The organism is Nocardioides convexus, from assembly GCF_011090295.1.
Genome location: NZ_JAAMYA010000001.1, coordinates 655,382 through 679,216, shown reverse-complemented (window position 1 = coordinate 679,216; position 23,835 = coordinate 655,382). Strand labels below are relative to the sequence as shown.

General features: G+C 71.7%; 20 protein-coding genes and 7 pseudogenes. 16 read left to right on the top strand and 11 right to left on the bottom strand.

What is annotated here, in order from left to right; all coding sequences use genetic code 11:
• Nucleotides 1-20 precede the first annotated feature (20 nt).
• Together G5V59_RS04995 and G5V59_RS04990 are read left to right on the top strand one after the other, a co-directional pair.
• Complete coding sequence (locus G5V59_RS04995; protein ID WP_278255777.1) at nt 21-398, top strand: hypothetical protein; 378 nt, start codon at nt 21-23, stop codon at nt 396-398.
• A gap of 1 nt (nt 399) precedes the next feature.
• Nucleotides 400-1,722 (top strand): hypothetical protein, encoded by a 1,323-nt coding sequence (locus G5V59_RS04990; protein WP_278255776.1) that lies wholly within the window; start codon nt 400-402, stop codon nt 1,720-1,722.
• Nucleotides 1,723-1,955: 233 nt separating this feature from the next.
• On the opposite strand, the gene G5V59_RS04985 is transcribed toward G5V59_RS04990, so the two are convergent.
• Together G5V59_RS04985 and G5V59_RS04980 are read right to left on the bottom strand one after the other, a co-directional pair.
• Nucleotides 1,956-2,213 carry a DUF664 domain-containing protein gene (locus G5V59_RS04985; protein ID WP_278259647.1) on the bottom strand — a complete coding sequence of 86 codons (258 nt, stop codon included), beginning with the start codon at nt 2,211-2,213 and terminating at the stop codon, nt 1,956-1,958.
• 112 nt (nt 2,214-2,325) lie between these two features.
• A pseudogene (locus G5V59_RS04980) lies at nt 2,326-2,463 on the bottom strand (DUF664 domain-containing protein); the annotation flags it as partial.
• 23 nt (nt 2,464-2,486) lie between these two features.
• Between G5V59_RS04980 and G5V59_RS04975 the strand changes: the two are divergent.
• Complete coding sequence (locus tag G5V59_RS04975) at nt 2,487-2,990, top strand: hypothetical protein (protein WP_278255775.1); 504 nt, start codon at nt 2,487-2,489, stop codon at nt 2,988-2,990.
• Here the strand turns inward: G5V59_RS04975 and G5V59_RS04970 are convergent.
• The gene (locus G5V59_RS04970; RefSeq protein ID WP_278255774.1) at nt 2,969-3,847 is read right to left on the bottom strand and encodes a hypothetical protein; all 879 of its coding nucleotides are present in this window, start codon (nt 3,845-3,847) and stop codon (nt 2,969-2,971) included. The genes G5V59_RS04975 and G5V59_RS04970 overlap by 22 nt on opposite strands.
• A gap of 126 nt (nt 3,848-3,973) precedes the next feature.
• On the opposite strand from G5V59_RS04970, the gene G5V59_RS04965 reads away from it, so the two are divergent.
• Together G5V59_RS04965 and G5V59_RS04960 are read left to right on the top strand one after the other, a co-directional pair.
• On the top strand, nt 3,974-4,510 hold the full coding sequence (locus G5V59_RS04965) for a helix-turn-helix domain-containing protein (RefSeq protein WP_278259646.1): 537 nt from the start codon (nt 3,974-3,976) through the stop codon (nt 4,508-4,510).
• A 23-nt stretch (nt 4,511-4,533) separates the two neighbouring features.
• Nucleotides 4,534-4,785, top strand: coding sequence for a hypothetical protein (locus G5V59_RS04960; protein ID WP_278255773.1), 252 nt, complete (start codon nt 4,534-4,536; stop codon nt 4,783-4,785).
• A gap of 354 nt (nt 4,786-5,139) precedes the next feature.
• Here G5V59_RS04960 and G5V59_RS04955 read toward each other — a convergent pair whose 3' ends face one another.
• On the bottom strand, nt 5,140-6,081 hold the full coding sequence (locus tag G5V59_RS04955) for a VOC family protein (protein WP_278255772.1): 942 nt from the start codon (nt 6,079-6,081) through the stop codon (nt 5,140-5,142).
• A gap of 483 nt (nt 6,082-6,564) precedes the next feature.
• Here G5V59_RS04955 and G5V59_RS04950 point away from each other — a divergent pair, with 483 nt between their 5' ends.
• From G5V59_RS04950 to G5V59_RS04925, 6 genes and pseudogenes are all read left to right on the top strand, one after another.
• Nucleotides 6,565-7,029, top strand: a complete 465-nt coding sequence (locus G5V59_RS04950) for a hypothetical protein (RefSeq protein ID WP_278255771.1) — start codon at nt 6,565-6,567, stop codon at nt 7,027-7,029.
• Between the two features lie 134 nt (nt 7,030-7,163).
• A complete protein-coding gene (locus G5V59_RS04945) occupies nt 7,164-7,709 on the top strand; it encodes an HD domain-containing protein (protein ID WP_278255770.1) in 546 nt (181 codons plus the stop codon).
• Nucleotides 7,710-8,085: 376 nt separating this feature from the next.
• Nucleotides 8,086-9,861: an RNA polymerase recycling motor ATPase HelR gene (gene helR, locus G5V59_RS04940; RefSeq protein WP_278255769.1), complete on the top strand. Its 1,776-nt coding sequence runs from the start codon at nt 8,086-8,088 to the stop codon at nt 9,859-9,861.
• Nucleotides 9,858-10,235, top strand: coding sequence for a hypothetical protein (locus tag G5V59_RS04935; RefSeq protein WP_278255768.1), 378 nt, complete (start codon nt 9,858-9,860; stop codon nt 10,233-10,235). Before helR ends, G5V59_RS04935 begins: the two co-directional genes overlap by 4 nt.
• Before the next feature lie 138 nt (nt 10,236-10,373).
• Nucleotides 10,374-10,925 (top strand): annotated as a pseudogene (locus G5V59_RS04930) (class I adenylate-forming enzyme family protein); the annotation flags it as partial.
• On the top strand, nt 10,891-11,901 hold the full coding sequence (locus tag G5V59_RS04925) for an AMP-binding protein (RefSeq protein ID WP_278255767.1): 1,011 nt from the start codon (nt 10,891-10,893) through the stop codon (nt 11,899-11,901). The pseudogene G5V59_RS04930 and the gene G5V59_RS04925, both read left to right, overlap by 35 nt.
• A 94-nt stretch (nt 11,902-11,995) precedes the next feature.
• Here the strand turns inward: G5V59_RS04925 and G5V59_RS35750 are convergent.
• A pseudogene (locus G5V59_RS35750) lies at nt 11,996-12,459 on the bottom strand (VOC family protein).
• A gap of 94 nt (nt 12,460-12,553) precedes the next feature.
• Between G5V59_RS35750 and G5V59_RS04910 the strand changes: the two are divergent.
• Both G5V59_RS04910 and G5V59_RS04905 read left to right on the top strand, forming a co-directional pair.
• Nucleotides 12,554-13,378, top strand: a complete 825-nt coding sequence (locus G5V59_RS04910; protein ID WP_278255765.1) for a hypothetical protein — start codon at nt 12,554-12,556, stop codon at nt 13,376-13,378.
• Nucleotides 13,285-14,409 carry a TetR family transcriptional regulator gene (locus tag G5V59_RS04905; protein WP_278255764.1) on the top strand — a complete coding sequence of 375 codons (1,125 nt, stop codon included), beginning with the start codon at nt 13,285-13,287 and terminating at the stop codon, nt 14,407-14,409. The genes G5V59_RS04910 and G5V59_RS04905 overlap by 94 nt, the downstream gene beginning before the upstream one ends.
• On the opposite strand, the gene G5V59_RS04900 is transcribed toward G5V59_RS04905, so the two are convergent.
• The 5 genes and pseudogenes from G5V59_RS04900 to G5V59_RS04880 all read right to left on the bottom strand — a co-directional run bounded on the left by G5V59_RS04900 (nt 14,343) and on the right by G5V59_RS04880 (nt 18,569).
• Complete coding sequence (locus G5V59_RS04900; protein WP_278255763.1) at nt 14,343-16,715, bottom strand: excinuclease ABC subunit UvrA; 2,373 nt, start codon at nt 16,713-16,715, stop codon at nt 14,343-14,345. The genes G5V59_RS04905 and G5V59_RS04900 overlap by 67 nt on opposite strands.
• A 106-nt stretch (nt 16,716-16,821) precedes the next feature.
• The gene (locus G5V59_RS04895; RefSeq protein WP_341350851.1) at nt 16,822-17,157 is read right to left on the bottom strand and encodes a VOC family protein; all 336 of its coding nucleotides are present in this window, start codon (nt 17,155-17,157) and stop codon (nt 16,822-16,824) included.
• A gap of 78 nt (nt 17,158-17,235) precedes the next feature.
• Nucleotides 17,236-17,716, bottom strand: a pseudogene (locus G5V59_RS35745) (helix-turn-helix transcriptional regulator).
• The gene (locus G5V59_RS04885) at nt 17,689-17,904 is read right to left on the bottom strand and encodes a hypothetical protein (protein ID WP_278255762.1); all 216 of its coding nucleotides are present in this window, start codon (nt 17,902-17,904) and stop codon (nt 17,689-17,691) included. The pseudogene G5V59_RS35745 and the gene G5V59_RS04885 overlap by 28 nt, the downstream one beginning before the upstream one ends.
• A gap of 11 nt (nt 17,905-17,915) precedes the next feature.
• Complete coding sequence (locus G5V59_RS04880) at nt 17,916-18,569, bottom strand: hypothetical protein (RefSeq protein WP_278255761.1); 654 nt, start codon at nt 18,567-18,569, stop codon at nt 17,916-17,918.
• A 62-nt stretch (nt 18,570-18,631) separates the two neighbouring features.
• Here G5V59_RS04880 and G5V59_RS04875 point away from each other — a divergent pair.
• Nucleotides 18,632-20,006, top strand: a pseudogene (locus G5V59_RS04875) (L-serine ammonia-lyase).
• Between the two features lie 67 nt (nt 20,007-20,073).
• Here G5V59_RS04875 and G5V59_RS35740 read toward each other — a convergent pair.
• Complete coding sequence (locus G5V59_RS35740; protein WP_341350850.1) at nt 20,074-22,017, bottom strand: alcohol dehydrogenase catalytic domain-containing protein; 1,944 nt, start codon at nt 22,015-22,017, stop codon at nt 20,074-20,076.
• An 89-nt stretch (nt 22,018-22,106) separates the two neighbouring features.
• On the opposite strand from G5V59_RS35740, the pseudogene G5V59_RS35735 reads away from it, so the two are divergent.
• Both G5V59_RS35735 and G5V59_RS35730 read left to right on the top strand, forming a co-directional pair.
• A pseudogene (locus tag G5V59_RS35735) lies at nt 22,107-23,653 on the top strand (UDP-N-acetylglucosamine 1-carboxyvinyltransferase).
• A gap of 1 nt (nt 23,654) precedes the next feature.
• Nucleotides 23,655-23,822: pseudogene (locus G5V59_RS35730) on the top strand (glycerophosphodiester phosphodiesterase family protein); the annotation flags it as partial.
• Between the last annotated feature and the right edge of the window lie 13 nt (nt 23,823-23,835).

Genomic DNA, 23,835 nt, shown 5'->3' with positions numbered 1-23,835 from the left:
GCACCGCACTCCACGACCTGTTGCTCACCCTCGACCGGCAGGCCGCCCTGGCCGGGGATCCGCAGGTGCTCCGGACGATGCTGCAGGTGGGAGGCGACACCTACGATGTCCTCCGGGGCGCTGTCACCAACCTTCGCCGGGCGGCGGAGGCGGTGATTCTCACCGCCGACGACTTCCGGAGCACCGACCAGCAGGCGCGCGACGACTTCGCCCAGATGGACGCCGCCCTGCGGAACCGTCCGGCGCCGGCCGCCGGGCCGGCCCTGCCCGCACTCGGGGACCCCGAGCACCCGGGCAGCGTCGGGACGCCGAGCACGCCCGTGCCGCAAGCCCCGGCGCCTGAGCGAGCCGACCGGCTGCACGCCGGTGAGGACCCCGCCGACCATTGGGGCCAGTGAGATGGCCTTCGATCGTGGCGACGTCGACCGCGCCCTCGACGACATCCAGAAGTACCTCGGCTACCTCAAGGGCAACGAGCAGGCGTACGGCTACCTCGAGCGGACCTGGAACCAGATGGTCACCCGCACGAACGAGCCAGGGATCCACGTCCGTCAGGTCATGCTGCGTCCGGACTACCGGCCGCCCTGCCCCGAGGAAAGGTTCAGGGTCAACTTCACCACCTGGTGGCACCCCGTGCTCTGCTACCCGGGCGGGCAGGAGCCCGATCTGAAGGCCTACGCCGACGAGGTGCAGCACCAGACCGACCTCGCCTACGGCGAGGGCGTCGCGTGGGCTGCGGGGATCGCCGGCTACCTGCGTTCGATCTGCGCACAGTTCGTCGAGCCGGATGTCGCGGTGCTCCGCGAGGCGGTCCTCGACCTGCAGAGCAAGGTGGTCGCGAGGCTGGACGACGTGCTCAACGACGACTGGGCGCTGCTGGGCTCTGCGAACGAGAAGTGGAACGGTGCTGCGGCGGGAGCCTTCAACTCCTTCTACGACAACTACAACGAGACGCTCGGCAGGTCGGGTCACTTCGCCGGCATGGTCGCGATCGGGTTCGCCTCCGCCACCCGCGTCATCGAGTCCGCGCAGGCGGGGCTTCAGGACTTCCTCGACAAGACAAGGGACGGCTTGGTGGAGCAGACTCGACGCGTGGGTGGCCAGCGGCCGGAAGCCCGCGTCCCGTCCCGGGCCCGGGACGTTCCCGGACTGGGTGGTCGACCTCGTGAAGGTCGCCGACGGGGTGCTGAGCGTGGCGAGCGACGTGATCCCGGGCGCGACGTCGATCCGCGGAGCAGTGGACACCCTCGGGCACGTCAGGGACCTGGTCGGCGACGTCGTCGGGCTCACCGCCGGCGACCTTCCGCGTCAGGCGAAGGCGTTCCAGGCGGAGTCCTGCGACCAGATCTACCAGAGCCTCGCCGATACGCTCCACGACGACTTTCTGGGTGGTTGCACCCGAGCGATGGACCGTCTGGACACGGGGGCGGGCGCGACCTTCTCGGATCCCTCGCAGGTCGCGACCGCGGCGTTCTCAGGCCAGGCCGTGCTGACCGCGATGAAGGGGGACCAGGCCACAGGGCAGTGGGCCCTGCCCGACGTACCGGTCACGGTGCTGACCGGTCCCCACGACCACTACTCCGGCCGGCCGTAGCCGCGACTAGAACCACTCGATCGGGAGCATCCCGTCGTGGCGGCGTGCCGGACGCGACGTGTCCCGGCGCTGGCCCGTGGCCGTCACCATGGCAGTCGCGAGCGCTCCGGCCGTGGCCTTCCAGATGATCCGTCCGCGCGTGTTCCTCATCGCTGCCCCCCCGTTCTCGAATGGCGAGCCCTGCCCGTCCGTCGTGGTCAACGACCTGGATCGGCGAACGCAACCGGATCTGAGAACTTTTTACCGTCGAGTGCCGGGTCACGTCATTCATTCGTAGCAGGACGGTGGTCGGATGGGCTGCTCCGCGGCCGCCCTCGCCGCGTTCTCCACCGTCGTCCAGTACGCCGAACGTGCGGCCTCGTCAACCGTCTCGGACTGCCCCCGGCTCACCCCCGTGCTCCCGTCCAGTCTGCTCTCGGAGGATGTCCGCATGGCCCGCGTGACGCAGGGTGTCGTCGAGGACGTGCACCATCACCGCGAACAGGCTCACCTCGGGCCGCGACCACCAGGGCACGTGCCCGGGCGCGTCGAGGGGGAGTGCCGCGACCGTCTCCTCCGCGTGGCGGGCGGAGCGCTCGGCGAGGCCCAGCACGTCCGCCCGGGTCTCCTCCGGCCGCACCCACAGGTCCGCGTCGTCGTCCAGGCTCCCACGACGGGAGCGACTCGGGGAAGGGCCGGCCCATCACCTCGCCCAGGTAGCGCGCCTCCCAGGTGGCGGTGTGCTTGACGAGCCCGAGCAGGTTGGTGCCGGTCGCCGTGAGCGGGCGGCGTGCGTCGTACTCCGACAGGCCGTCGAGCTTCCACGCCAGTGCCTCGCGGGCCCAGCGGAGCTCCTGGACCAGAACGGACTTCGCGTGGTCGTCGTTCATGCCCGGCACAGTACGTTGAGGCGGTGACCGCCCTGCGTGCCCTGACCGAGGACGACCTGCCCCTGATCCCCGGCGACACCGCGGGCTTCGACTACTTCGGGCCGCGCGCGCCCCGGGCCACGGTGCCCTCCCCGGTGCTCGAGGAGCAGGGCGGGATGGGCGTGCTCGACGACGCCGGCGCGCTCGTCGGGAGCGTGAGCCTGGATCTGGCAGCGCTGGGGGCCGAACCCGCAGTCACGCAACCCGATGATCGGCATCTGGCTCGCCGAGGCCGCCCGCGGACGCGGCACCGGCTCCGTGGCTCAGCGCCAGCCTGGTCGACCTCTTCTTCCGGCACACCGCCGTCAACCGGATCGAGGCACATACCGACGTCGAGAACGTCGCGGAGCAGAAGGCGCTGGAGCGTGCCGGTTTCACCCGGGAGGGTACGACGCGCGGGGCCCAGTGGCGCGACGGCGCCTACCGCGACGGGCACCTCTACGCGATCTTGCGGGCCGAGTGGCGCTCAGCCCCAGAAGGCTCCGTAGGGACGGGGCCTCGGTCCGCCCGCGCTCGAACCCGCTGCGCGCGGCGCCCGGCCGCAGCGACAGGTCCATCGCCCGGGCACCGGTGAGGTCCTCGGCGGGGGAGAGGACCCGCACCCGGCTGCCACCGGCCTCCAGTGCGGCGACCTGGTCCACGAGGTGGAGGCCCCACTCCTTCGGCGTGCGGGCCCGTCCGCCGTACGGGGAGAGAACGAGCACTCGCGCGCAGCCGGCCGCGAGGTCGGCATTGTCGGCGTTCGCCCGGTAGCCGCCGTCGAGGTAGTGATGCTCGCCGATGCGGAAGGCGAAGCCGCTCGAGCAGACTCGCGGCCACCGCCTCGTCCATCCCGACACCGCTGCCACGGTCGAACGCGACCGGCTCGCCCGTGGCGGCCTCGACCGCGGTCAGGAGCAGGCGCTGCTCGGGCCACCGGGTCGTGGGCAACCGGGAGGCGACGATCCCGCGCCACCGCTCGCGGGTCTCCTCGTCGTCCGAGGCGGGCAGCGCGAGGGCGGCCGCGCCCAGGCGGCGGTGCATGTCGGCCGGGTCCGTGGAGGCCGCGATGACGGCGGCGGTTCGGTCCATCTGGTGGCCGGCCGCGGAGACGCGGCGCTGTCCGGAGGCACCCGGAGGAACCGGGGCCTCGACGGTGGCGGCGTACAGGACCGGCCGGGGAGGCGGCGGTGACCTGCGCGGCCGTGGTGGCTCCGGCCGACGTACCGATCACCAGGTCGGCGGCGGTCGGGTCCAGGCCCGCGTCGGCGAGCCCGGCGAGCACGCCGAGCAGCCATGCGTTGCCGGTGGAGCCGCCACCGCCGAGGACCAGGGCGCGGCGCGGGGGAGAGGCGTCGGAGGTCATCGCCGCGACGCTAGCCGCGCCGCGGCCCTTGCCGACACTGACTTATCCAGGTAAATATGACGGGGATGGCTACCGACACGACGGACACCCGCAGCCTACCGCGCCGGCGACGAGCGACGCCGCGAGATCGTCGACGCCACCATCCAGGTGCTCGCCGAGCAGGGCTTCGCGGCCACCTCGTTCGCACGGATCTGCGAGACGGCGGGCTACAGCAGCACCCGGATGATCTCCTACCACTTCCGCGAGAAGGCGGCCCTGATGCAGGCGGTCGTCGAACGGGTCGTCTCCGACGCGGCCGCCGTGATGGTCCCGGCGATGGAGGCCGAGGAGACCTGGCGGGCCAAGCTAGCGGCGTACGTCGGCAGCAACCTGCGCTTCCTCGCCGACCACCGGCTCGCCGCCCGCGCCGTCATCGAGGTCATCGCCAACGCACCCCGCGCCGAGAACGGGCTGCGCGAGGACACCTCCGCCCTGCTGCTGTCGGTGCTCCTGACGCACGGACAGGAGGCGGGGGAGATGGGCACCTTCGACCCGCTCGTCGTGGCCCGCGCGATCCGGGCCACCATCGACGCCTTCGCGACCTCGATGCCCACCTCCACCGAAGCCGCCGACGCCGCGATCACCGAGATCGTCGCGCTCTTCGACCGCGCCACCGCGCCCTGAGCCCCTTGAGATCGGAGCCCCTCATGTCCACACCCGTCACCGACGAGCAGATCCGCGACCTGGCCGCCACCGCCCGTCCGTTCAGCATCGCGCTGCTGCACTGGACCGACCAGCGGCACCAGGACGGCGCCGAGGCGACCGAGCCTGGAGCACCAGCGACGGATGGTGTCGCTGCGCGCGGCCGGCACCATCGCCGTACTGAGCCCGGTGCTGTCGGACACGCTCGCGGGCGTCGCGATCCTCACGCTCAGCGCCGACGAGGCGCGCGAGCCTGATGCAGACCGATCCGTGTGTGCAGGCGGGAATGATGACGTGCGAGGTGCATGCCAGCCTCGGATTCCCGGGGGACGCCATTGCGTGACCAGCCCGCAGCCGACTGCCGACCTGCCCTCACGCTTCTGTGAGTAGGCCATGCCGACGAACGTCACGCCCAGCACCAGGAACGGAAGCCCGGCAGCAAAGGAGGTCGACAGCAGCCCGGCGCCGAGAACGAGGAACACGACGCCGAGCACGCCGAACGTCTCGGGCGTCGGATCCTTCTGCTGGGACATGCGATCAACCCAACGAGCCGTCTCGACCCCAGCCCGCCGCAGCGCCCGCCGCCATGGTGGCGGGCGTCGCTGGAGAAGTCATCCGTCAGCTGCGCTGCACCTGCAAGGTCGTGAGGTCCTGGCGGGGTAGGGGGTAGGTCGGCGGCGAAGACTTGCCCGCCGCTCGACCCTACTATCTGACATAATGTTCGTTATCGGCGACCAACTGTCGGGAGTTTGCGTTGGACGAAGCAACTCCCGTCCGACCGCGTTGCACCGTTTGTGCGGTGGGCTGATGAGTGCTGAGGTGCCCGTGCTGTCAGATCCCTTGCTGACGTCCCACGACATGGAACTCGTTGTCGTCGGGATCGAGCAGGACGGCCTCCGAAGCCGAGCCTGTTGCCAAGGCGAGCGCCGAGAGACTCCAGCCGGGCGATCGCGGCTGACAACGGACGATCGGTGGAGAGACTCGAACCGGAGCCGATCGCGCGCCTGACGCGGCATCAGCGGTGGTCCGCTCCAGGTGATCTTGGAGCCACCCGCCGGCGATTGGATCGCGGTCTCCTCGTCCTGGTCCCAGACCAGCGGCCACCCCAGCGCTTCGCTCCAGAAGTAGCCGACGGCCTGCGAGCCGTCGCAGTTGATCGCGCCGACCGGGCCCGCGTCGGCGAGGAACGTGTTCTCGGGAGGGATGACGCAGAACTCGTTGCCCTCGGGGTCGGCCAGCACGGTGTGTGGTTCGTCCGGTGACTGGCCGACGTCGACGTCGGCGCCGCCGAGTGCGTGGGTGCGCGTGATCAGGTGCCGCATCTCCTCCGACGACCCGGTCGTGAGGTCGAAGTGGATCCGGTTCTGGGCGCTCTTCGGTGTCGTTGAAGGCCAGATGGACAACGGGTAGCCGGACGCCGAGCCAGGCACGACTGCGGCCGAGCCGTCGACTCGATCGACCACAGTCCAGCCCAGCAATTGCGCCCAGAACGCCGAGATCCGCGAGACGTCGTAGGCGTCGAGCCGGATTCCGACGAAGTCCACCGCGGCCATGCAGGCAGGCTAAGGAGGGCGCTACGACAACCGCAACCAGGTTCCGGTCCAGGCTTCACGACTGGGTGAGCAGGTCGCAGGTGTCGAACGAGGCGTGGCCCTCGCCCACGTCCATGGCCACCGCCCGCTCCCCCGCCCTCGCCAACGGTTGTCGGAACCATCAGGCCGACCGTCAGCGTTCAGGGTCGTCGCTGCGGGTTCCCGCGACCCGCGGGCTTTCTGCTGAGCCCGCCACGGGCTCACCGTCGGGCACCGACCGGTCGCTCGCACGTGAGACGGGAGGTTGCTCGGGCCGAGAGCCGTGCCCCACGGTCAGACCACCCAGCATGCTCTCCTCCAGATCTCCGCGACCTGTCCCGGTCGTGTACCTGGTGGACGCTTCGAAGCACGACATCGGTTGCACCATCGAGGACTTTTCTTGCGCGCCCGGGTTACCGTGCCGCTACCGCACCGCGGCAACCGCCGCTCGAGGAGGCCTCCCCCATGACCCGTCGCACCCCTGCACTCGTCGCGCTCGTCCTGTCCGCGCTGATGGCGCTGACACTCGGCTCCACGGACCTGGCTCACGCCGCCGCGCCGGCCGATCGGCCGACGCTCGCGCGCGCCGTACCGGTCAAGCCGGGTCTCTACACCGGCCGGATCACCTCCGGCAGCGACCGTCTCGAGCCGGTCAGCGTGCGGGTGACCCGAGCGCGGTACCTGCGCGACTTCAAGGTCAACCTCGGCGTCTTCTGCGCGCTCTCGGGCACCCTGCAGGTGCGCGCGGTCCGCTTCCCGGCGACCAAGATCAGCAGCACCGGCTGGGTCAACCGGACCTGGAAGCCCAGCGCGGGCACCACCATCACCTTGAAGGTGCAGGCTCACCCGCACCGGCGTGGCCCGCAGGGGCGTGCTGAAGTACAACGCCGGCGAGTGCGTGCGGCACACGACCTGGTCGGCACGCCGTAGGTGAGTCGCCTGAGAGGGTAGGGGCGTGGACGAACCGCTGCTCGCCGACCGCTCCCCCTTCCCGCCTGAGATCGGCGACCGGCTGCGGACGCAGCGTGACGTTCGTCGCCGAGGTGGACCGCCTCAAGACGATCGTGCGCGCCTCTCCCCTGGCGGCGGCCGACCGGCGGGAGAACGACGCCGAGCACTCCTGGCACCTGGCCCTGATGGTCATGCTGCTGGCCGAGTACGCCGACGAGCCGATCGACGTCGGGCGCGCGATGCGGATGGTCGTGATCCACGACCTGGTCGAGATCTACGCCGGCGACAGCCCTGTCTTCGACCCCGCGGCCGTCGTCGGCCAGCAGGAGCGCGAAGAGGCGGCCGCCGACCGCCTCTTCACGCTGCTGCCCGCCGGCCAGGCCGCCGAGATCCGCGCGCTGTGGGACGAGTTCGAGGCCGGCCGAACGCCGGAGGCCCGCTTCTGCAAGGCGATGGACCGCCTCCAGCCGATGCTGCTCAACTGGCTGAACCAGGGCGGCACGTGGCAGATGCCCGGCGCGACGGAGTCCACGGTCCGTGCTCGTGAGGCGGGAGTGGTCGCCGCGTCCACCACGCTCGGCGAGGTGACCAACGCCCTCGTCGAGCACGGCCTGCGCAACGGCTGGATCCGCCCCGACCCGGCCGAGGAGACCGGCTAGGAGGAACGGGCCGCCCGTCGTCCCGCCAGGGCGTCGCGGAAGGACACGTCCTGCCCGGCCTGCAGCACGCTCACCAGGTCCGCGGCATCGCTCGCGGAGAGCCTGGAAGGTGCCGGTGCACAGGTTGTCCCGCCACAGCGACAGCACCGCGACGTCGCGGTCCGTGTGCCAGGCGACCCGGAGGTGGCGGCCTTCTGAGCGGACGTCGGCGTACGTCTCGCCGGCCCGTGGCAACGGCGTGACCCGGCGCGAACCGCCAGCCGTGCGCCCCTCCATCACCAAGGTATAGCGGACAGGGGGCCTTGCCGCAAGGCCCCCTGGATGCCTCAGAATCACCGCTCCGGCCCTGTCCCCCGACCCTCTCGGAGCAACTGACGTGACCCCTGCGCCCTCGGCGTTCTCCCTTCCCGACCACCTCTCCGCCAAGGCGGACCCGGTCCTCGTCGCCGACGACGAGCGACACTTCGCTGCGATCGCGGAGAGCCTGGAGGCTTCCGTCGCCGACCTCACCGACCGGCTCGACGCGGAGCGCCGTACCGGCGGCGGACACGGCCAGTCCGCGATGGACCGCGACCTGGAGGTGCACCGGCTGAGCGCGCGGCTGCGGACGCTGCGCCGGTTCAGCCTCGACCTGTGCCTGGGCCGGATCGTGCCGGCCGACGACCCCACCCCCGTGTACGTCGGCCGGCTGGGCCTCACCGACCGCGACGGAGGGCGGCTGCTCGTGGACTGGCGCTCCCCCGCCGCCGAGCCCTTCTTCGCCGCGACCCACGCCCAGCCGATGGGCCTGGCGAGCCGGCGCCGCTACCGCTGGACGCTCGGGCGGATCAGCGACTACTGGGACGAGGTCTTCACCGACGACGGGCTGGAGGGCAATGCAGCGCTCGACGACCAGTCGGCCTTCGTGGCCAGCCTCGGCGCGAGCCGCTCGCCGCGGATGCGGGACGTGCTGAGCACCATCCAGGCCGACCAGGACGCGATCATCCGCGCGTCCTCGCGCGGCGCGCTCGTCGTGGACGGCGGCCCGGGCACGGGCAAGACGGTCGTGGCGCTGCACCGCGCGGCGTACCTGCTCTACGAGGACCCGCGGCTGGCCGCCGGGCGTGGTGGGGTGCTCTTCGTCGGCCCGCACCAGCCCTACCTCAACTACGTCGCCGACGTGCTCCCCAGCCTCGGCGAGGACGGCGTGCGCACCTGCACCCTGCGCGACCTGGTCCCGGGCGGCCGGGACCTCGCCGGCGAGGAGGACCCGGAGGTGGCCGCCCTCAAGGCGGACGCCCGGATGGTGGCGGCGATCGAGCCCGCCGTGGCCCTCTACGAGGAGGCACCCACCGAGGGCGTCGACGTCGAGACCGACCACGGCGACCTGTGGCTGGGTGCGCGGGAGTGGGCCGAGGCGTTCGGCGCGGTCGAGCCCGGCACCCCGCACAACGAGGGCCGCGACCAGGTGCTGGAGGCCCTGGTGGAGGTCCTCGCCGACAAGTACGACGACACCGACGGGCTCACGGACGCCCTCATCCGGCGCGCGGTACGGCGCAGCCCGGCCGTCGCCGACGTGCTCGGCCGGTCCTGGCCGCTGCTGCACGCCACCGACCTGGTGGGCGACCTGTGGGAGGTGCCGGCGTACCTGCGCCGGTGCGCGCCCTGGCTCGACGACGACCAGGTCCGTTCGCTGCGCCGCTCCGGCCCGCAGCGGTGGACGCTCGCCGACCTGCCGCTCCTCGACGCGGCACACCGCCGCCTCGGCGACCCCGAGGCGTCGCGCCGGCGGCGCCGGCAGGAGGCCGAGCAGGCCGCGGAGAAGGAGGAGATGGATCGTGTCGTGGACCACCTGATCGCGAACGACGACTCCGAGATGATGCTGATGTCGATGCTGCGCGGGGCGGACCTGCAGGGCGCGCTCGCCAGCCCGGGCGACGTACCGGTTGCCGACACCGATGCGCTCGCTGGACCCTTCGCCCACGTCGTCGTCGACGAGGCGCAGGAGCCTGACCGACGCCGAGTGGCAGATGCTGCTCGCCCGCTGTCCCTCGCGCAGACTTCACCATCGTCGGTGACCGGGCGCAGGCCCGGCACGGGTTCACCGAGACCTGGACCGAGCGCCTGGCGCGGGCCGGGCTCCCGCACGTCGAGATCGCCTCGCTCACGGTGAACTACCGCACGCCCGAGGAGGTGATGGCCGAGGCCGCGCCCGTGATCCGCGCGGCGCTGCCCGATGCCAACGTGCCGACCTCGATCCGGGCCACCGGGCTGCCCGTGCGCCACCTCCCCCGCTCCGAGCGGGACGTGGTGCTCGCCGGTTGGCAGGCCGAGCACCCCGAGGGCATCGCGTGCGTCATCGGCGACCCGTCGTTCGCCGGCACCGACCGGGTCCGCTCCCTCACCCCGAGCCTCTCCAAGGGTCTGGAGTTCGACCTGGTCGTGCTCGTGGAGCCCGCCGCTCTCGGCCCCGGCATCGAGGGCGCCGTCGACCGGTACGTCGCCATGACCCGCGCCACCCAGCAGGTCGTCGTTCTCAGCGGCTGAGCCCGCGCGAGCAGACGCTTGGCGTGACGTGGATCACCTGGCAGCATCTGCGCATGACGGCCACCGAGTCTCGCCCCGACCACCGACGCCGATCCGCTCGACGTCACCAGCCTCTGCGAGGCCTTCCAGAACTCCGTCGCCCTGGGCGGCGAGCAGGTCGCCCTGCGCACCCCCGGCGGTGCGCAGGAGATCACCTGGCGCGAGTACGGCGAACGCGTGCGCCGCCTCGCCGAGGGACTCGCCTCCCTCGGCGTCGGCACCGACGACACCGTCGGCATCATGCTCACCAACCGGCCCGAGTTCGCGCTCGTCGACACTGCGGCGCTGCACCTGGGCGCAGTGCCGTTCTCGATCTACAACACCTCGTCGGCCGAGCAGATCGGCTACCTCTTCGGCAATGCCGGCAACACCGTGGTGGTCACCGAGCAGGCGTTCCTCGCGCAGGTGCGTGCCGCCGGCACGGGCACGGAGACGGTGATCAGCGTCGACGGCGGCGAGGGCACGCTCTCCCTCGAGGACCTGGAGCAGCGCACCGTCGACGGCTTCGACTTCGAGGCCACCTGGCGCGCGGTCACCGCCGAGCACGTGCTGACCCTGATCTACACCTCCGGCACGACCGGTCCGCCCAAGGGCGTCGAGCCTGACCCATGGCAGCATGCTCGCCCAGCCTGCGCGGGGTGCAGGCGGTGATCCCGGCGCGGCGTGGAGAGCGCTCCACGTCGTACCTGCCCTCGGCGCACGTCGCCGACCGCTGGGCCGGGCACTACTCCGCGATGGCCTTCGGGGGTACCACCACCTACGTCGCCGACCCCAAGGCCGTGGTCGCCGCGCTGCCCGAGGTACGCCCGACCGCCTGGGGCGGGGTGCCGCGGGTGTGGGAGAAGATCAAGGCCGCGCTGGAGGCCAAGGGCGTCACCGACCCCGCGGCCCTGCCCGAGGAGCACCGCGTCGCCGTGCGGCAGCTTGCTGGGTCTCGACGACGTCCGCTTCACCGTGTCCGGTGCGGCGCCGATCGCGCCGGAGGTGCTGGAGTTCTTCGGCGCGCTCGGCGTACCGATCTGCGAGCTGTGGGGCATGTCGGAGATCTCCTGCTGCGGCACGATCAACCCGCCCGAGGACATCCGGATCGGCACCGTCGGCAAGCCGATCCCCGGCCTGGAGGTGCGCCTCGGCGACGACGGAGAGCCTGCTCGTGCGCGGCCCCCAGGCGATGCGGGGCTACCGCAACGAGCCGCAGAAGACCGCCGAGACCATCGACGCCGACGGCTGGCTGCACACCGGCGACATCGCGACGATCGACGACGACGGCTACGTCACGATCGTGGACCGCAAGAAGGAGCCTGATCATCAACGCCGGTGGCAAGAACATGTCGCCGGCCAACATCGAGCAGGTCGTCAAGGCCTCCCACCCCCTGATCGGGCAGGCCGTCGTCGTCGGCGACCGGCGCCCCTACAACGTGGCGCTGATCGTTCTCGACCCCGACGTCTGCGCGGCGTACGCCGAGCAGGCCGGCCTCCCCGACGGGTCGACCACGGCGCTCGCCGACGACCCGGGTGTGGCCCAGCGGATCGCGGACGCCGTGGCCGCTGCGAACCAGCGGCTGTCCCGGATCGAGCAGGTCAAGCGCTACCGCGTGCTCGGCACGGACTGGCTGCCGGGCGGTGACGAGTCGACGCCGACGATGAAGGCTCAAGCGCCGGCCGATCGCGGAGAAGTACGCCGCGGAGATCGAGGCGCTCTACGCCGAGGACTGACGTCCTCAATCCAGGCAGAACTCGTTGCCCTCGGGATCGCGCAGCACGATGTGCCCCGCCGTCATCGGCGGCGCGGGCTCGTGCCGCTCGAGCCGGGTGGCGCCGAGTGCGACCAGCCGGTCGCACTCGGCCTCCAATGCGCTCATCCGCTCCTCGCCCTGCAAGCCGGGAGCGGCGCGGACGTCGAGGTGCAGCCGGTTCTTGGTGACCTTGTCCTCGGGGACCTGCTGGAAGAACACCCGCGGCCCGGCACCGTCGGGGTCCTCGATCGCGGAGCGGGTGTTGCGGTCCTCGGGCGGCACGCCGAGCCGCTCGAGGAAGACGTCCCATGCGGCGAGCGCGTCCTCCCCCCTCCCCCAGGCTCGACCCCCGGTGGCGCGGGATGGACGTAGCCGAGCACCGCCGCCCAGAACGTGGAGAGGGCGCGCGGGTCGTGGGCGTCGAAGGTGACCTGGAGGTGTCGGCTCATGGTCCGGTTCTACGCCCGGCCTCCGACACTGGCCGTGACGCAGGTCTCGCGGAGCGGGCCTGGACCATTCATATGCATACCTGCATGGTTTGCCATGAACTCGACGACGACGTCCCTGCAGCAGCCCTTCGCCCTCCCGCACGGGCCCGCGCTCCCCAACCGGATCGCCAAGGCGGCGCTCAGCGAGAGCCTCGCGGACCGCGCGCACAACCCGGGCGACCGGATCAAGACGCTCTACCGCCGGTGGTCCGGCAACGGCTCCGGCCTGGTCATCACCGGCAACGTGATGGTGGACCGCCGCGCGATCGGCGAGCCCGGCAATGTCGTCGTCGAGGACGACCGGGCCTTCGCCGACCTCGTCGAGTGGGCCCAGATCATCAAGGCCGACGGCGCGATCGCCTGGGCCCAGATCAACCACCCGGGCCGGCAGGCGCCGCGCACGCTCACCCCGCGCCCGGTCGCGCCCTCGGCCGTCGCGCTGCCCGGTAGCGGTGGCATGTTCGCCGAGCCGCGCGCGCTGACCCCGGCCGAGATCGAGGACATCATCCGGCGCTTCGCGACGACGGCGGGGATCCTGGTCCAGGCCGGCTTCGACGGCGTGCAGATCCACGGTGCGCACGGCTACCTCGTCAGCCAGTTCCTCTCGCCGCTGGCCAACCAGCGCACCGACGACTGGGGCGGTACGCCGGAGAAGCGGCGCCGCTTCGTGCTGGAGATCGCCCGCGCGATCCGCGCCGAGATCGGCCCCGACAAGACGATGGCGATCGAACCAACTCCGCCGACTTCCAGCGTGGCGGGTTCAGCGAGGACGAGTCGGTCGAGGTCGTGCACGCCCTCACCGCGGAGGGCATCGACCTGCTCGAGGTCTCCGGCGGCACCTACTCCTCCGCCGCGATGCTCGGCGTGGACCCGACACTGAAGGAGAGCACCCGCAAGCGCGAGGCCTACTTCCTCGACTACGCGCTGCGGGTGCGCGCGGAGCCTGCCCGATCTCCCGCTCATGCTCACCGGCGGCTTCCGCTCGGTGGAGGCGATGGACGACGCCGTGGCCACCGGCGCCATCGACGTGGTGGGCCTGGGCCGCCCGCTGACCGTCGAGCCCGACGTGCCCCGCCTCCTCCTGGACGGTACGACGACGGAGAGCCACGTGCGCCCCAAGCGCTCCGGGATCCGGCTGATCGACAGCCTGACCGAGTCGACGGCCTACACCGTGCAGATGTGGCGGATGGCGGACGGCCGCGAGCCCGCGCCGCGCCGCCACCCGGCCCTCAACGTCGCGCAGTACATGGTCCGCAACGGCCGCGACAGCATCCGCGTCGGGCGTCGCGGCCTGTGATGGCCCGCCGCCCGGAGCCCGCCAAGCGGGACCGGATCGTGCACACCACGCGTGAGTCGATCCGTCGTCGCGGTGTCGCCGGCACAACCATGCTGGACGTCGTCGCGGAGGCCGGCGCCTCCCGCGGCTCGCTCTACCACTACTTCCCCGGTGGGCGGTCGGAGATGGTCACGGACGCGGTGCGCGAGGCGGTGGCGGAGTACACCGACGCGCTCGCCGCGCTGGTCGACCTCCCCCCGCCGACGCGATCCCCCTCATCGTCGAGGTGTGGCGCGTCGAGGCCGAGGAGAGCGGCTACACCGCCGGCTGCCCGATGGTCGCCGCCGCCCTGGGCGGGGAGAGCGAGCCGGAGGCCCGTGAGTCTGGCGGGTCGCGCCTTCACCGACTGGAGTGCGGCGGTCGCCGCGTGGCTGGCGCACCAGGGCGTGCCCGAGGAGCGCACCGCGAGCCTGGCGAACCTGCTGCTGTCAGCAGTCGAGGGCGCCGTGGTGATCGGCCTCGCGCAGCACCGGAGCGAGCCGATGCTGCGCGTGGCCGAGGAGCCTGGTCAGGCTGGTGGAGTCGGAGCGACGTACTCCGCCAGGTGCTGCCCGGTGAGCGTCCGCTCACCCTGAGCCACCAGGTCGGCGGGCGTGCCCTCGAAGACCACCCGGCCGCCGTCGTGGCCGGCGCCGGGGCCGAGGTCGATGATCCAGTCCGCGTGGGCCATCACGGCCTGGTGGTGCTCGATCACGATGACCGTCTTGCCGGCGTCGACGAGCCGGTCGAGCAGGCGCAGCAGGTTGTCGACGTCGGCGAGGTGGAGGCCGGTGGTCGGCTCGTCGAGGACGTAGACGCCGCCCTTCTCCTTCAGGTGCAGCGCGAGCCTGACCCGCTGACGCTCACCGCCGGACAGCGTGTTCAGCGGCTGGCCGAGGGTGAGGTAGCCGAGACCGACGTCCTGGAGCCGCCCGAGGATGTCGGCCGCAGCCGGCACCTTCGTCTCCGGGGCCGAGAACAGGCTCCAGAGCGCGGTCGACGGGGAGGCTCGAGCACCTCGGCGATGTTCAGCCCGCCGAGGCGGTAGTCGAGCACCGCGGCCTGGAACCGCTTGCCGCCGCAGTCCTCGCACGGCGTGGATACGGTGTCCATGAAGCCGAGGCTCCGTCACGATCACGCCCGAGCCCTTGCAGGTCGGGCAGGCGCCCTCGGAGTTCGCGCTGAACAGGGCCGGCTTCACGTCGTTCGCCTTCGCGAAGGCCTTGCGGATCGGCTCGAGCAGACCGGTGTACGTCGCCGGGTTGGACCGTCGCGAGCCCTTGATGGCCCCCTGGTCGATCGACACCACGCCGTCGCGCCCGACGACCGAGCCGTGGATCAGCGAGCTCTTGCCGGATCCCGCGACCCCGGTGACGACGGTCAGGACGCCGAGCGGGACGTCCACGTCGACCTTCTGCAGGTTGTGGGTGTCGGCTCCGCGGACCTCCAGCACGCCGGTGCGCTCGCGGACGGTGTCCTTGAGCGCCGCGCGGTAGGAGAGGTGCTCGCCGGTGCGGGTGCCCGAGGAGCGCAGGCCGTCGACGGTGCCCTCGAAGACCACCTCCCCTCCCCCGCTCCCCGCGGCCGGACCCATGTCGACCACGTGGTCGGCGATCGCGATCGTCTCCGGCTTGTGCTCCACGACGAGCACGGTGTTGCCCTTGTCGCGCAGACTCCAGCAGGAGGCTTTGTTCATCCGCTCGATGTCGTGCGGGTGCAGCCCGATCGTCGGCTCGTCGAAGACGTAGGTCACGTCGGTCAGCGCCGAGCCGAGGTGACGCACCATCTTGGTCCGTTGCGCCTCGCCACCGGACAGGGTGCCGGACGGGCGGTCCAGGGAGAGGTAGCCGAGCCCGATGTCGACGAAGGAGTCGAGCAGGTGGAGCAGCGTGCCGATGAGCGGTGCGACACCGGGGTCGTCGATGGTGCGCAGCCACTCGGCGAGGTCGGTGACCTGCATGGCGGCGATCTCACCGATGTTGCGGCCCTTGATCGTGACCGAGCGCGCCGACTCGTTGAGGCGGGTGCCGTCGCACGCGGGGCAGGTGCCGAAGACCGCGGCGCGCTCGACGAAGGCCCGGATGTGCGGCTGCAGGGAGTCGACGTCCTTGGCGAACATCGCCTTGCGGATCTTCGGGATCAGGCCCTCGTAGGTGATGTTGATCTTGTCGACCTTGATCTTGCGCGGCTCGGCGTAGAGGAAGTCCTGCCGCTCCGCCTTCGTGTACGACGCGACCGGCTTCTCCGGCGGCAGCACCGCCTTGTACGCCGCGACCATCCAGCCGTCCGCGGTGTAGCCCGGCACCAGGATCGCGCCCTCGACGAGCGACTTGCTCTCGTCGACGATCTCGGCGAGGTCGAGGTCGGACACCGAGCCGCGGCCCTCGCACTGGGGACACATGCCCCCGAGGTAGACCTGCTGCTTGATGACGTTCTTCTTCCCCGACTCCGTCACCGAGGCGCCGCCGACGGTCGTCGTCGGGATGTTGAAGGAGAACGCGGTGGGCCCGCCGATGGAGGGCTCACCGATCCTCGAGAACAGCGAGCGCAGCATCGCGTGGGCGTCGGTGACCGTGCCCAGCGTCGAGCGGGGGTTGGCGCCCATCCGCTCCTGGTCCACGAGGATGGCCGTGGTCAGCCCCTCCAGGACGTCGACGTCGGGACGCGGCAGGTTGGGCATGAAGCCCTGCACGAACGTCGAGTAGGTCTCGTCGATCAGCCGCCGCGACTCGGCCGCGATCGTGCCGAAGACCAACGAGCTCTTGCCGGACCCGGAGACGCCGGTGAAGACCGTCAGGCGTCGCTTGGGGATCTCGACGTCGACGTCCTTGAGGTTGTTCTCCCGGGCGCCGCGCACCCGGATCAGGTCGTGGTCGTCCGCGGGATGGGAGGTGGTGGTCATGGGTTCCTCTCGCTCCAGGTGCCGCCGCGCAGAAGCGTACGGTCGTCGTGCACAGGACTCCTCGAACCCCGCGGAATCATCGCCCCCGCCGGGATCGCGGCCGGGCTCAGCCCTGGTTGATGCGGACGTGGTTGCCGGCGGGGTCGCGGAACGCGCAGTCCCGGACGCCGTACGGCTGGTCGATCGGCTCCTGGATCACCTCGGCGCCGGTCGCCTGGATCCGCTCGAAGGCCCTGTCCAGGTCGGAGGTGGTGAGGACGACCGTGGCGTAGGTGCCCTTGGCCATCATCTCCGCGATCGTGGTCTTCTCCTCCTCGGTGATGCCGGGGTCGGCGGCCGGCGGCGCGAGCACGATCGAGGGTCCCTGCTGCCCGGCCGGGGCGACCGTGATCCACCGCATCTCGCCGTAGCCGACGTCGTTGAGGACCTCGAAGCCGAGCACGTCGCGGTAGAACGCGAGCGAGGCCTCGGGATCGGTCTGCGGGAGGAAGGCTGTGCTGAATGCTGATGTCCATGGGCGTCACGCTAGTGGCGGCGTGAAGCGTGGCGCTTCTCGATTCCTGACCGGCTCCGGGGACGTCTGGGCACCCCCGCGGCGCAGCGGCCGGGTGACCTTCTTCGTCTCGCACGAGGGCGGCTCGACCAGGCCCTCGCCTCCCACGGCGGCCTCGTCGCGGTAGGTGCTCGGCGCGACCCCGACCAGGCTCGGTGAAGCGGGTGCTGAAGGTCCCGAGCGAGGAGAAGCCGACCTCGAAGCACACCTCCGTCACCGACAGGTCGCCACGGCGGAGCAGGGCCATCGCCCGCTCGATGCGGCGGGTCATCAGGTAGGAGTACGGCGGCTCGCCGTAGGCCTTCTTGAACTCGCGGCTCAGGTAGCCCGAGGAGAGGTGGACGTCACGGGCCAGTGCGTCGACGTCGAGCGGTGCGGCGTACTCCCGGTCGATCCGGTCGCGCACGCGGCGCAACAGGGTCAGGGTGCGCAGGCGTTCGGCGTCCACGCGGTCATCATCGCAGGCCGACCCACGCCTCGCTGCGGCTCCACAGGTCGGCGGCGAGACTCGTCGGTGACCACCTTCGCGGGTGTCTTCTCCCGGCGGTTGTCGTAGTAGCGCCCGGTGGCCGCGGCGACGTCGGGCGAGGTCGCGCAGTAGAGCGTGGTGCGGGCGCCCTGCCGGGTGTCCTTCATGAAGACCTTGATCACCTGACGCAGACCGGGCGGCACCTCGCGCCACACGTCGGAGGCGATCGCGCCCGGGTGCAGGGAGTAGGTCGTGACGCCGGTGCCCTCCAGCCGGCGGCCCAGGCTCGCGGGCGTGCAGCACGTTGGCGAGCCTTCGACACGGCGTACTCCCGCAGGGCGGTCCGCGTCACCGACGGGCGTCGTACGGCGTCCCAGTCGATGCCCTTGGCCTGGTAGTGCGCGGTGCTGGCGACGTTGACGATCCGGCCCGGGCCGCTGGCGACGATGTGGTCGCGGAGCAGACTCGGTGAGCAGGAAGGTGCCGACGTGGTTGGTGCCGAACGCCAGGCTCGAAGCCGCTCGCGGTGATCCCCCGCTTCCCGGCGAGACCGGCGTTGTTGATGAGCACGTGCAGGGGCTCGCCCGCGCCGAGCACGGTCGCCGCGGCGGCGCGGACCGAGTCCAGGTCGCCGAGGTCGAGCGGGACGTAGTCGAGGTCGGTGTTGCCGGTGTCGTCGGCGATCTCCCGGATCGCCGCGCGGTTCTTCTCCTCCGACCGCCCGGCGATCACCACCCGCGCGCCGCGGCCCGCCAGGTCGCGGGCGGTCTCCTTGCCGATGCCGGTGTTGGCGCCGGTGACCAGGAAGGTGCGTCCACTGAGACTCGCTCATGGCGTCGATCCTGACGGCTCGCGGACCCGCGTGTCGTCCTCCCAGGGGACTACCTTGGAGGGATGGCCCTGAGCGTGTTCGACCTGTACTCGGTGGGCATCGGACCCTCGTCGTCGCACACGGTCGGGCCGATGCGTGCGGCCCGGCTCTTCGCCGAGGGGCTGGTCGCCGACGGCCTGCTCGACCGGGTGGACCGGGTCCGGGCCGAGTCTGTTCGGCTCGCTCGGCGCGACCGGCCACGGCCACGGCTCGGAGAAGGCGGTGCTCCTGGGGCTGGAGGGCGAGGAGCCGGCGACCGTCGACATCGCGTCGTACGACGAGCGGGCGGCCGGGGTCCGCGCGCAGGGCCGGCTGCGGCTGGCGGGCCGGCGCGAGGTCGTCCTCGGTCCCGACGACCTGGTGCTGCACCGGCGCCGGTCGCTCCCGGGCCACCCCAACGGGATGCGCTTCGAGGCCTGGTCTGCCGAGGGTGAGCAGACTGCGCGAGCGCGTCTACTACTCGGTGGGCGGTGGCTTCGTCGTCGACGAGTCGGCCGTCGGCGCCGACCGGGTGGTGGCCGACGCGACCCCGGTCGCCCACCCCTTCACGACCGCCGCGGAGCCTCCTGACGACCTGCGAGCGGACCGGCCTGCGCGTCAGCGACGTGATGCTCGCCAACGAGCCTGTCCTGGCGCAGCGAGGCCGAGGTCCGCGCCGGGTTGCTGGAGATCTGGTCGGTGATGGCCGACTGCGTCCGCACCGGCTGTGCGCACGAGGGCGTGCTGCCGGGCGGGCTGAAGGTGCCGCGCCGAGCGCCCGCCCTCCACGCCCGGCTCCTCGCCGCGGGCGGCTCGGAGGACCCGCTACGCGCGATGGACTGGGTCAACCTGTTCGCGCTCGCCGTCAACGAGGAGAACGCCTCCGGGGGTCGCATCGTCACCGCCCCCACGAACGGCGCCGCCGGCATCATCCCCGCCGTGCTGCACTACTACGTGCGCTTCGTGCCCGGGGCCGACGACGACGGGATCGTCCGCTTCCTGCTCACGGCCGGCGCGATCGGCGTGCTCTTCAAGGAGAACGCCTCCATCTCCGGCGCCGAGGTCGGCTGCCAGGGCGAGGTCGGATCGGCCTGCTCGATGGCGGCCGGCGCCTTCTGCGAGGTGCTCGGCGGCACGCCGGAGCAGGTCGAGAACGCCGCCGAGATCGGCATCGAGCACAACCTCGGTCTCACCTGCGACCCGGTCGGCGGCCTGGTCCAGATCCCCTGCATCGAGCGCAACGCGATCGCCTCGGTCAAGGCCATCAACGCCGCCCGCCTCGCACTCAACGGCACCGGCCGCCACACCGTCTCCCTCGACCGCGCGATCAAGACGATGCGCGACACCGGGCGCGACATGCACACCAAGTACAAGGAGACCTCGCGCGGCGGTCTCGCCGTCAACGTCATCGAGTGCTGAGCGGGCCCGGTCCGGATTTTTCTCAGGAACTTCTTGCGTGAAATGTGACGGACGTCATGCGAGGGTGTTACCCATGAGTACCGCCTTGCTCGTCCTCGTCGCCGCCGTCGTGTTCTTCCTGCTCCTCGTGGGTGCGCTCTTCGGCGTGGTCTGGTTCGCCGGCAAGAACGGCCGCCGGGCCCAGGCTGCGCGGCTGACTCAGTCGACGGCCCGGCCGAGCACGGCCTGCGCTCGTGCCCACACGGCCGGGTCGCCCTCCACCGTGATGCCGCTGTCGTCCCCGCGGTGCCACAGCCAGGCGTCGAGCCTGCCCGGCGCTCCCCGAGACCACCACGTCCGCCGCCCGCCCCGGAGCCGGTACGACGTGCTGGTCCGGCTCGCCCGCCCGCTCGACGCCGTCCGGGGTGGTCCCCGAGAACGTCCCGAGCCGGGTCCACACCGAGGTGCCGGTGTCGCTGGCGCGGTACTCCACGTACAGGTCCTCCGGCGCGAAGCGGCCCCACTCCGGCAGTCCGCCGTAGATCACGCCCAGCACCTCGTCCACCCCGTCGGTGGCCAGCGCCGCGGGCAGCGGCGTGGTCGCGCCGGCGGTCAGGCCGGCGTCGAGCCGGTGGATCAGCGCCTCGTGGGCCTGGCGCCGATGGATGAAGCCCACGGTCTGCTCCTCCGACCAGGTCCAGGCGGTCTCGGCCGGGTCGGCGGCGTCGAGGGCGGCGAGCAGCCGCTCGGTGGTCGCGACGTGCAACGCCAGCAGGTCGTCGTACGACGCGGGGCGGGCGGGCTCGGCGTCCTCGGGCGGTGCCGCCGGCCGGTGCGTGACCACGTGGTGCCAGAAGTGGTGGACGGTGGTGAGGTGCCACAGCAGGTCCGCTGCGTCCCAGTCAGGGCACGAGGGCACCCGGGCCGCGGGGTCGCAGTCGGTGAGCACCTGGGCGAAGCGGGCGCTCTCGCGGCGCAGGTGGTCGAGGTAGTCGGCGGACTCGAGCCGGGTCACGGCTGCAGCAGCACCTTGATCGCGCGGCGCTCGTCCATCGCGCGGTAGCCCTCGGGCGACTCCTCCAGGGGGGAGGGTGAGGTCGAAGACCTTGCCGGGGTCGATCCGGCCGGAGGTGACCAGGCTCGAGCAGACTCGGGCAGGTAGCGGCGGACGGGGGCGATGCCACCGCGCAGGCCGATGTTCTTCTCGAACAGGGTGCGCACCGGCAGACTCCACGCCGTGCGGAACGCCGACGAAGCCGACCCCGCCGTTGGCCCGGGTCACGCCGATCGCGGTGGTCATGGCGTCGTTGGTGCCGACGCACTCCAGGGCGGCGTCCACGCCGACGCCGTCGGTGATCTCCTTGACGGCGGCGGCACCCTCCTTGCCGCGCTCGGCGACCACGTGGGTGGCCCCGAAGGCCTTCGCGATCGCCTGCCGCGGCTCGTGGCGCGACATCGCGATGATCTTCTCCGCGCCCATGACCGAGGCGGCCAGCACGCCGCACAGGCCGACGGCGCCGTCGCCGACGACCACCACGCTGTCACCGGCCTTCACGCCCGCGGCGACGGCCGCGTGCCACCCGGTGGGCATCACGTCGCTGAGCGCGAGCAGCGAGGGCACGAGCGCCTCGTCCGGCACGCCGTCGGTCTTGACCAGGCTGCCGTCGGCCTCGACCACGCGGGCGTACTCCCCCTGGCCGCTCGACGTCATGCCGAGGTTCACGCACGCGGACTGGGCGCCGTTGCGGCAGTTCGCGCAGGTGTTGTCGCAGTGGCAGAACGGGACGACGACGAAGTCGCCGGGCGCGAAGTCGCGGACCTCGGCCCCGACCTCCTCGACCACGCCGATGCACTCGTGGCCGATGGTGGAGCCGCGCCGGATCGGGTTCTCGCCCCGGTAGGGCCACAGGTCCGAGCCGCAGATGCAGCCGGCCGTGACCTTGATGATCGCGTCCGTGGGCTTCTTGATGACGGGGTCCGGGACCTCCTCGACACGGATGTCGCCGGCAGCGTGGATCGTCGTTGCGCGCATGCTCCGATCCTGCCCCATCGCCGGGGAGCCGGGGACACGCGGCGTGCCCTCCGTTGGTGTTATCTCATATGTGAGTTACCGTCGTAGACATGACCTCCGACGAGCCGAGTGACGACTACAAGGGCCGGATCGGCAACCTGATCCGGGACGCCCGCAAGCACCGCGGCCTCACCCAGGCGCAGGCTCGCCGAACGCCTGGCGACGAGTCAGAGCGCGATCAACCGGATCGAGAAGGGGCACCAGAACCTGTCCCTGGAGATGCTGGCGCGCATCGGCGCCGCCCTCGACTCCGAGATCGTCGCCCTGGGCGCCGGGCCGACCCACCTGCGGGTCAAGGGCCCGACCACCCTGGCCGGCAGCATCGACGTGAAGACCTCCAAGAACGCCGGCGTCGCGCTGCTGTGCGCCTCGCTGCTCAACCGCGGCCGGACGACGCTGCGCAAGGTCGCGCGGATCGAGGAGGTCAACCGCCTGCTCGAGGTGCTCGACAGCCTCGGCGTGCAGACCCGCTGGATCAACGCCGAGAACGACCTCGAGATCATCCCGCCCAAGGACCTCGACCTCACCCGCATCGACGAGGAGGCCGCGCGGCGCACCCGCTCGGTGATCATGTTCCTCGGCCCGCTGCTGCACCGCATGGACACCTTCGAGTCGCCCTACGCCGGTGGCTGCAACCTCGGCACCCGCACGGTCGAGCCGCACATGTCGGCGCTGCGCCCGTTCGGCCTGGAGGTCAAGGCGACCGACGGCTGGTACCACGCCCAGGCTCAACCGGGCGATCGTCCCCGGCCGCCCGATCGTGCTCACCGAGCGCGGCGACACGGTCACCGAGAACGCGCTGATGGCCGCGGCCCTCCACCCGGGCACGACCGTCATCCGCAACGCCTCCTCCAACTACATGGTCCAGGACCTCTGCTTCTACCTGCAGGCGCTCGGCGTCGAGGTCGAGGGCATCGGTACGACGACGCTCACCGTCACCGGCCGCGAGTCCATCGACGTCGACGTCGACTACGCGCCGAGCGAGGACCCGATCGAGGCGATGTCGCTGCTCGCCGCGGCGATCGTCACCCGCTCCGAGATCACCATCCGTCGCGCCCCGATCGAGTTCCTCGAGATCGAGTCTCGCGGTGCTGGAGGAGATGGGCTTCCGCTACGACCGTTCCGAGGAGTACCTCGCCGCCAACGGGCACACCCGCCTGGTGGACCTCACGACCCACCCCTCGGACCTGGTCGCCCCGCGCGACAAGATCCACCCCATGCCCTTCCCGGGGCTCAACATCGACAACCTGCCCTTCTTCGCGGTGATCGCGGCGGTGGCCGAGGGCACGACGTACCTCAACGACTGGGTCTACGACAACCGGGCGATCTACCTCACCGAGTCCAGCAAGGCTCGGCGGCCGGGTCACCCTGCTCGACCCGCACCGCGTGCAGATCGACGGCCCGACGTCGTGGACCGGCACCGAGCTCGTCTGCCCGCCCGCGCTGCGGCCCGCCGTGGTCGTGCTGCTGGCCATGCTGGCGAGCAAGGGCACCTCGGTGCTGCGCAGCACCTATGTCATCCACCGCGGCTACGAGGACCTGGCCGAGCGGCTGAGTCTCGCTCGGCGCCGAGATCGAGACCTTCCGCGACATCTGAGATGGGTTACCTCCCGACGGGCAGGGTGCTGGCCTTCGCCCACCGCGGCGGCGCCTACCACCCCGACATCGAGGGCCTGGAGAACACCCTGGCGGCCTTCCGGCACGCCGCGGCGCTCGGCTACGACTACCTGGAGACCGACGTCCACCTCACCGCGGACGGCGTGCTGCTGGCCTTCCACG

Bases quoted from the DNA above. Each gene is read 5' to 3' on its own strand.
- G5V59_RS04990 (WP_278255776.1), top strand. From the start codon at position 400: ATGGCCTTCGATCGTGGCGACGTCGACCGCGCCCTCGACGACATCCAG.
- G5V59_RS04970 (WP_278255774.1), bottom strand. From the start codon at position 3,847: ATGACCTCCGACGCCTCTCCCCCGCGCCGCGCCCTGGTCCTCGGCGGT.
- G5V59_RS04960 (WP_278255773.1), top strand. From the start codon at position 4,534: ATGTCCACACCCGTCACCGACGAGCAGATCCGCGACCTGGCCGCCACC.
- G5V59_RS04955 (WP_278255772.1), bottom strand. From the start codon at position 6,081: ATGGCCGCGGTGGACTTCGTCGGAATCCGGCTCGACGCCTACGACGTC.
- G5V59_RS04950 (WP_278255771.1), top strand. From the start codon at position 6,565: ATGACCCGTCGCACCCCTGCACTCGTCGCGCTCGTCCTGTCCGCGCTG.
- G5V59_RS04925 (WP_278255767.1), top strand. From the start codon at position 10,891: ATGCTCGCCCAGCCTGCGCGGGGTGCAGGCGGTGATCCCGGCGCGGCG.
- G5V59_RS04910 (WP_278255765.1), top strand. From the start codon at position 12,554: ATGAACTCGACGACGACGTCCCTGCAGCAGCCCTTCGCCCTCCCGCAC.
- G5V59_RS04900 (WP_278255763.1), bottom strand. From the start codon at position 16,715: ATGACCACCACCTCCCATCCCGCGGACGACCACGACCTGATCCGGGTG.
- G5V59_RS04885 (WP_278255762.1), bottom strand. From the start codon at position 17,904: ATGAAGGACACCCGGCAGGGCGCCCGCACCACGCTCTACTGCGCGACC.
- G5V59_RS04880 (WP_278255761.1), bottom strand. From the start codon at position 18,569: ATGAGCGAGTCTCAGTGGACGCACCTTCCTGGTCACCGGCGCCAACAC.
- G5V59_RS35740 (WP_341350850.1), bottom strand. From the start codon at position 22,017: ATGCGCGCAACGACGATCCACGCTGCCGGCGACATCCGTGTCGAGGAG.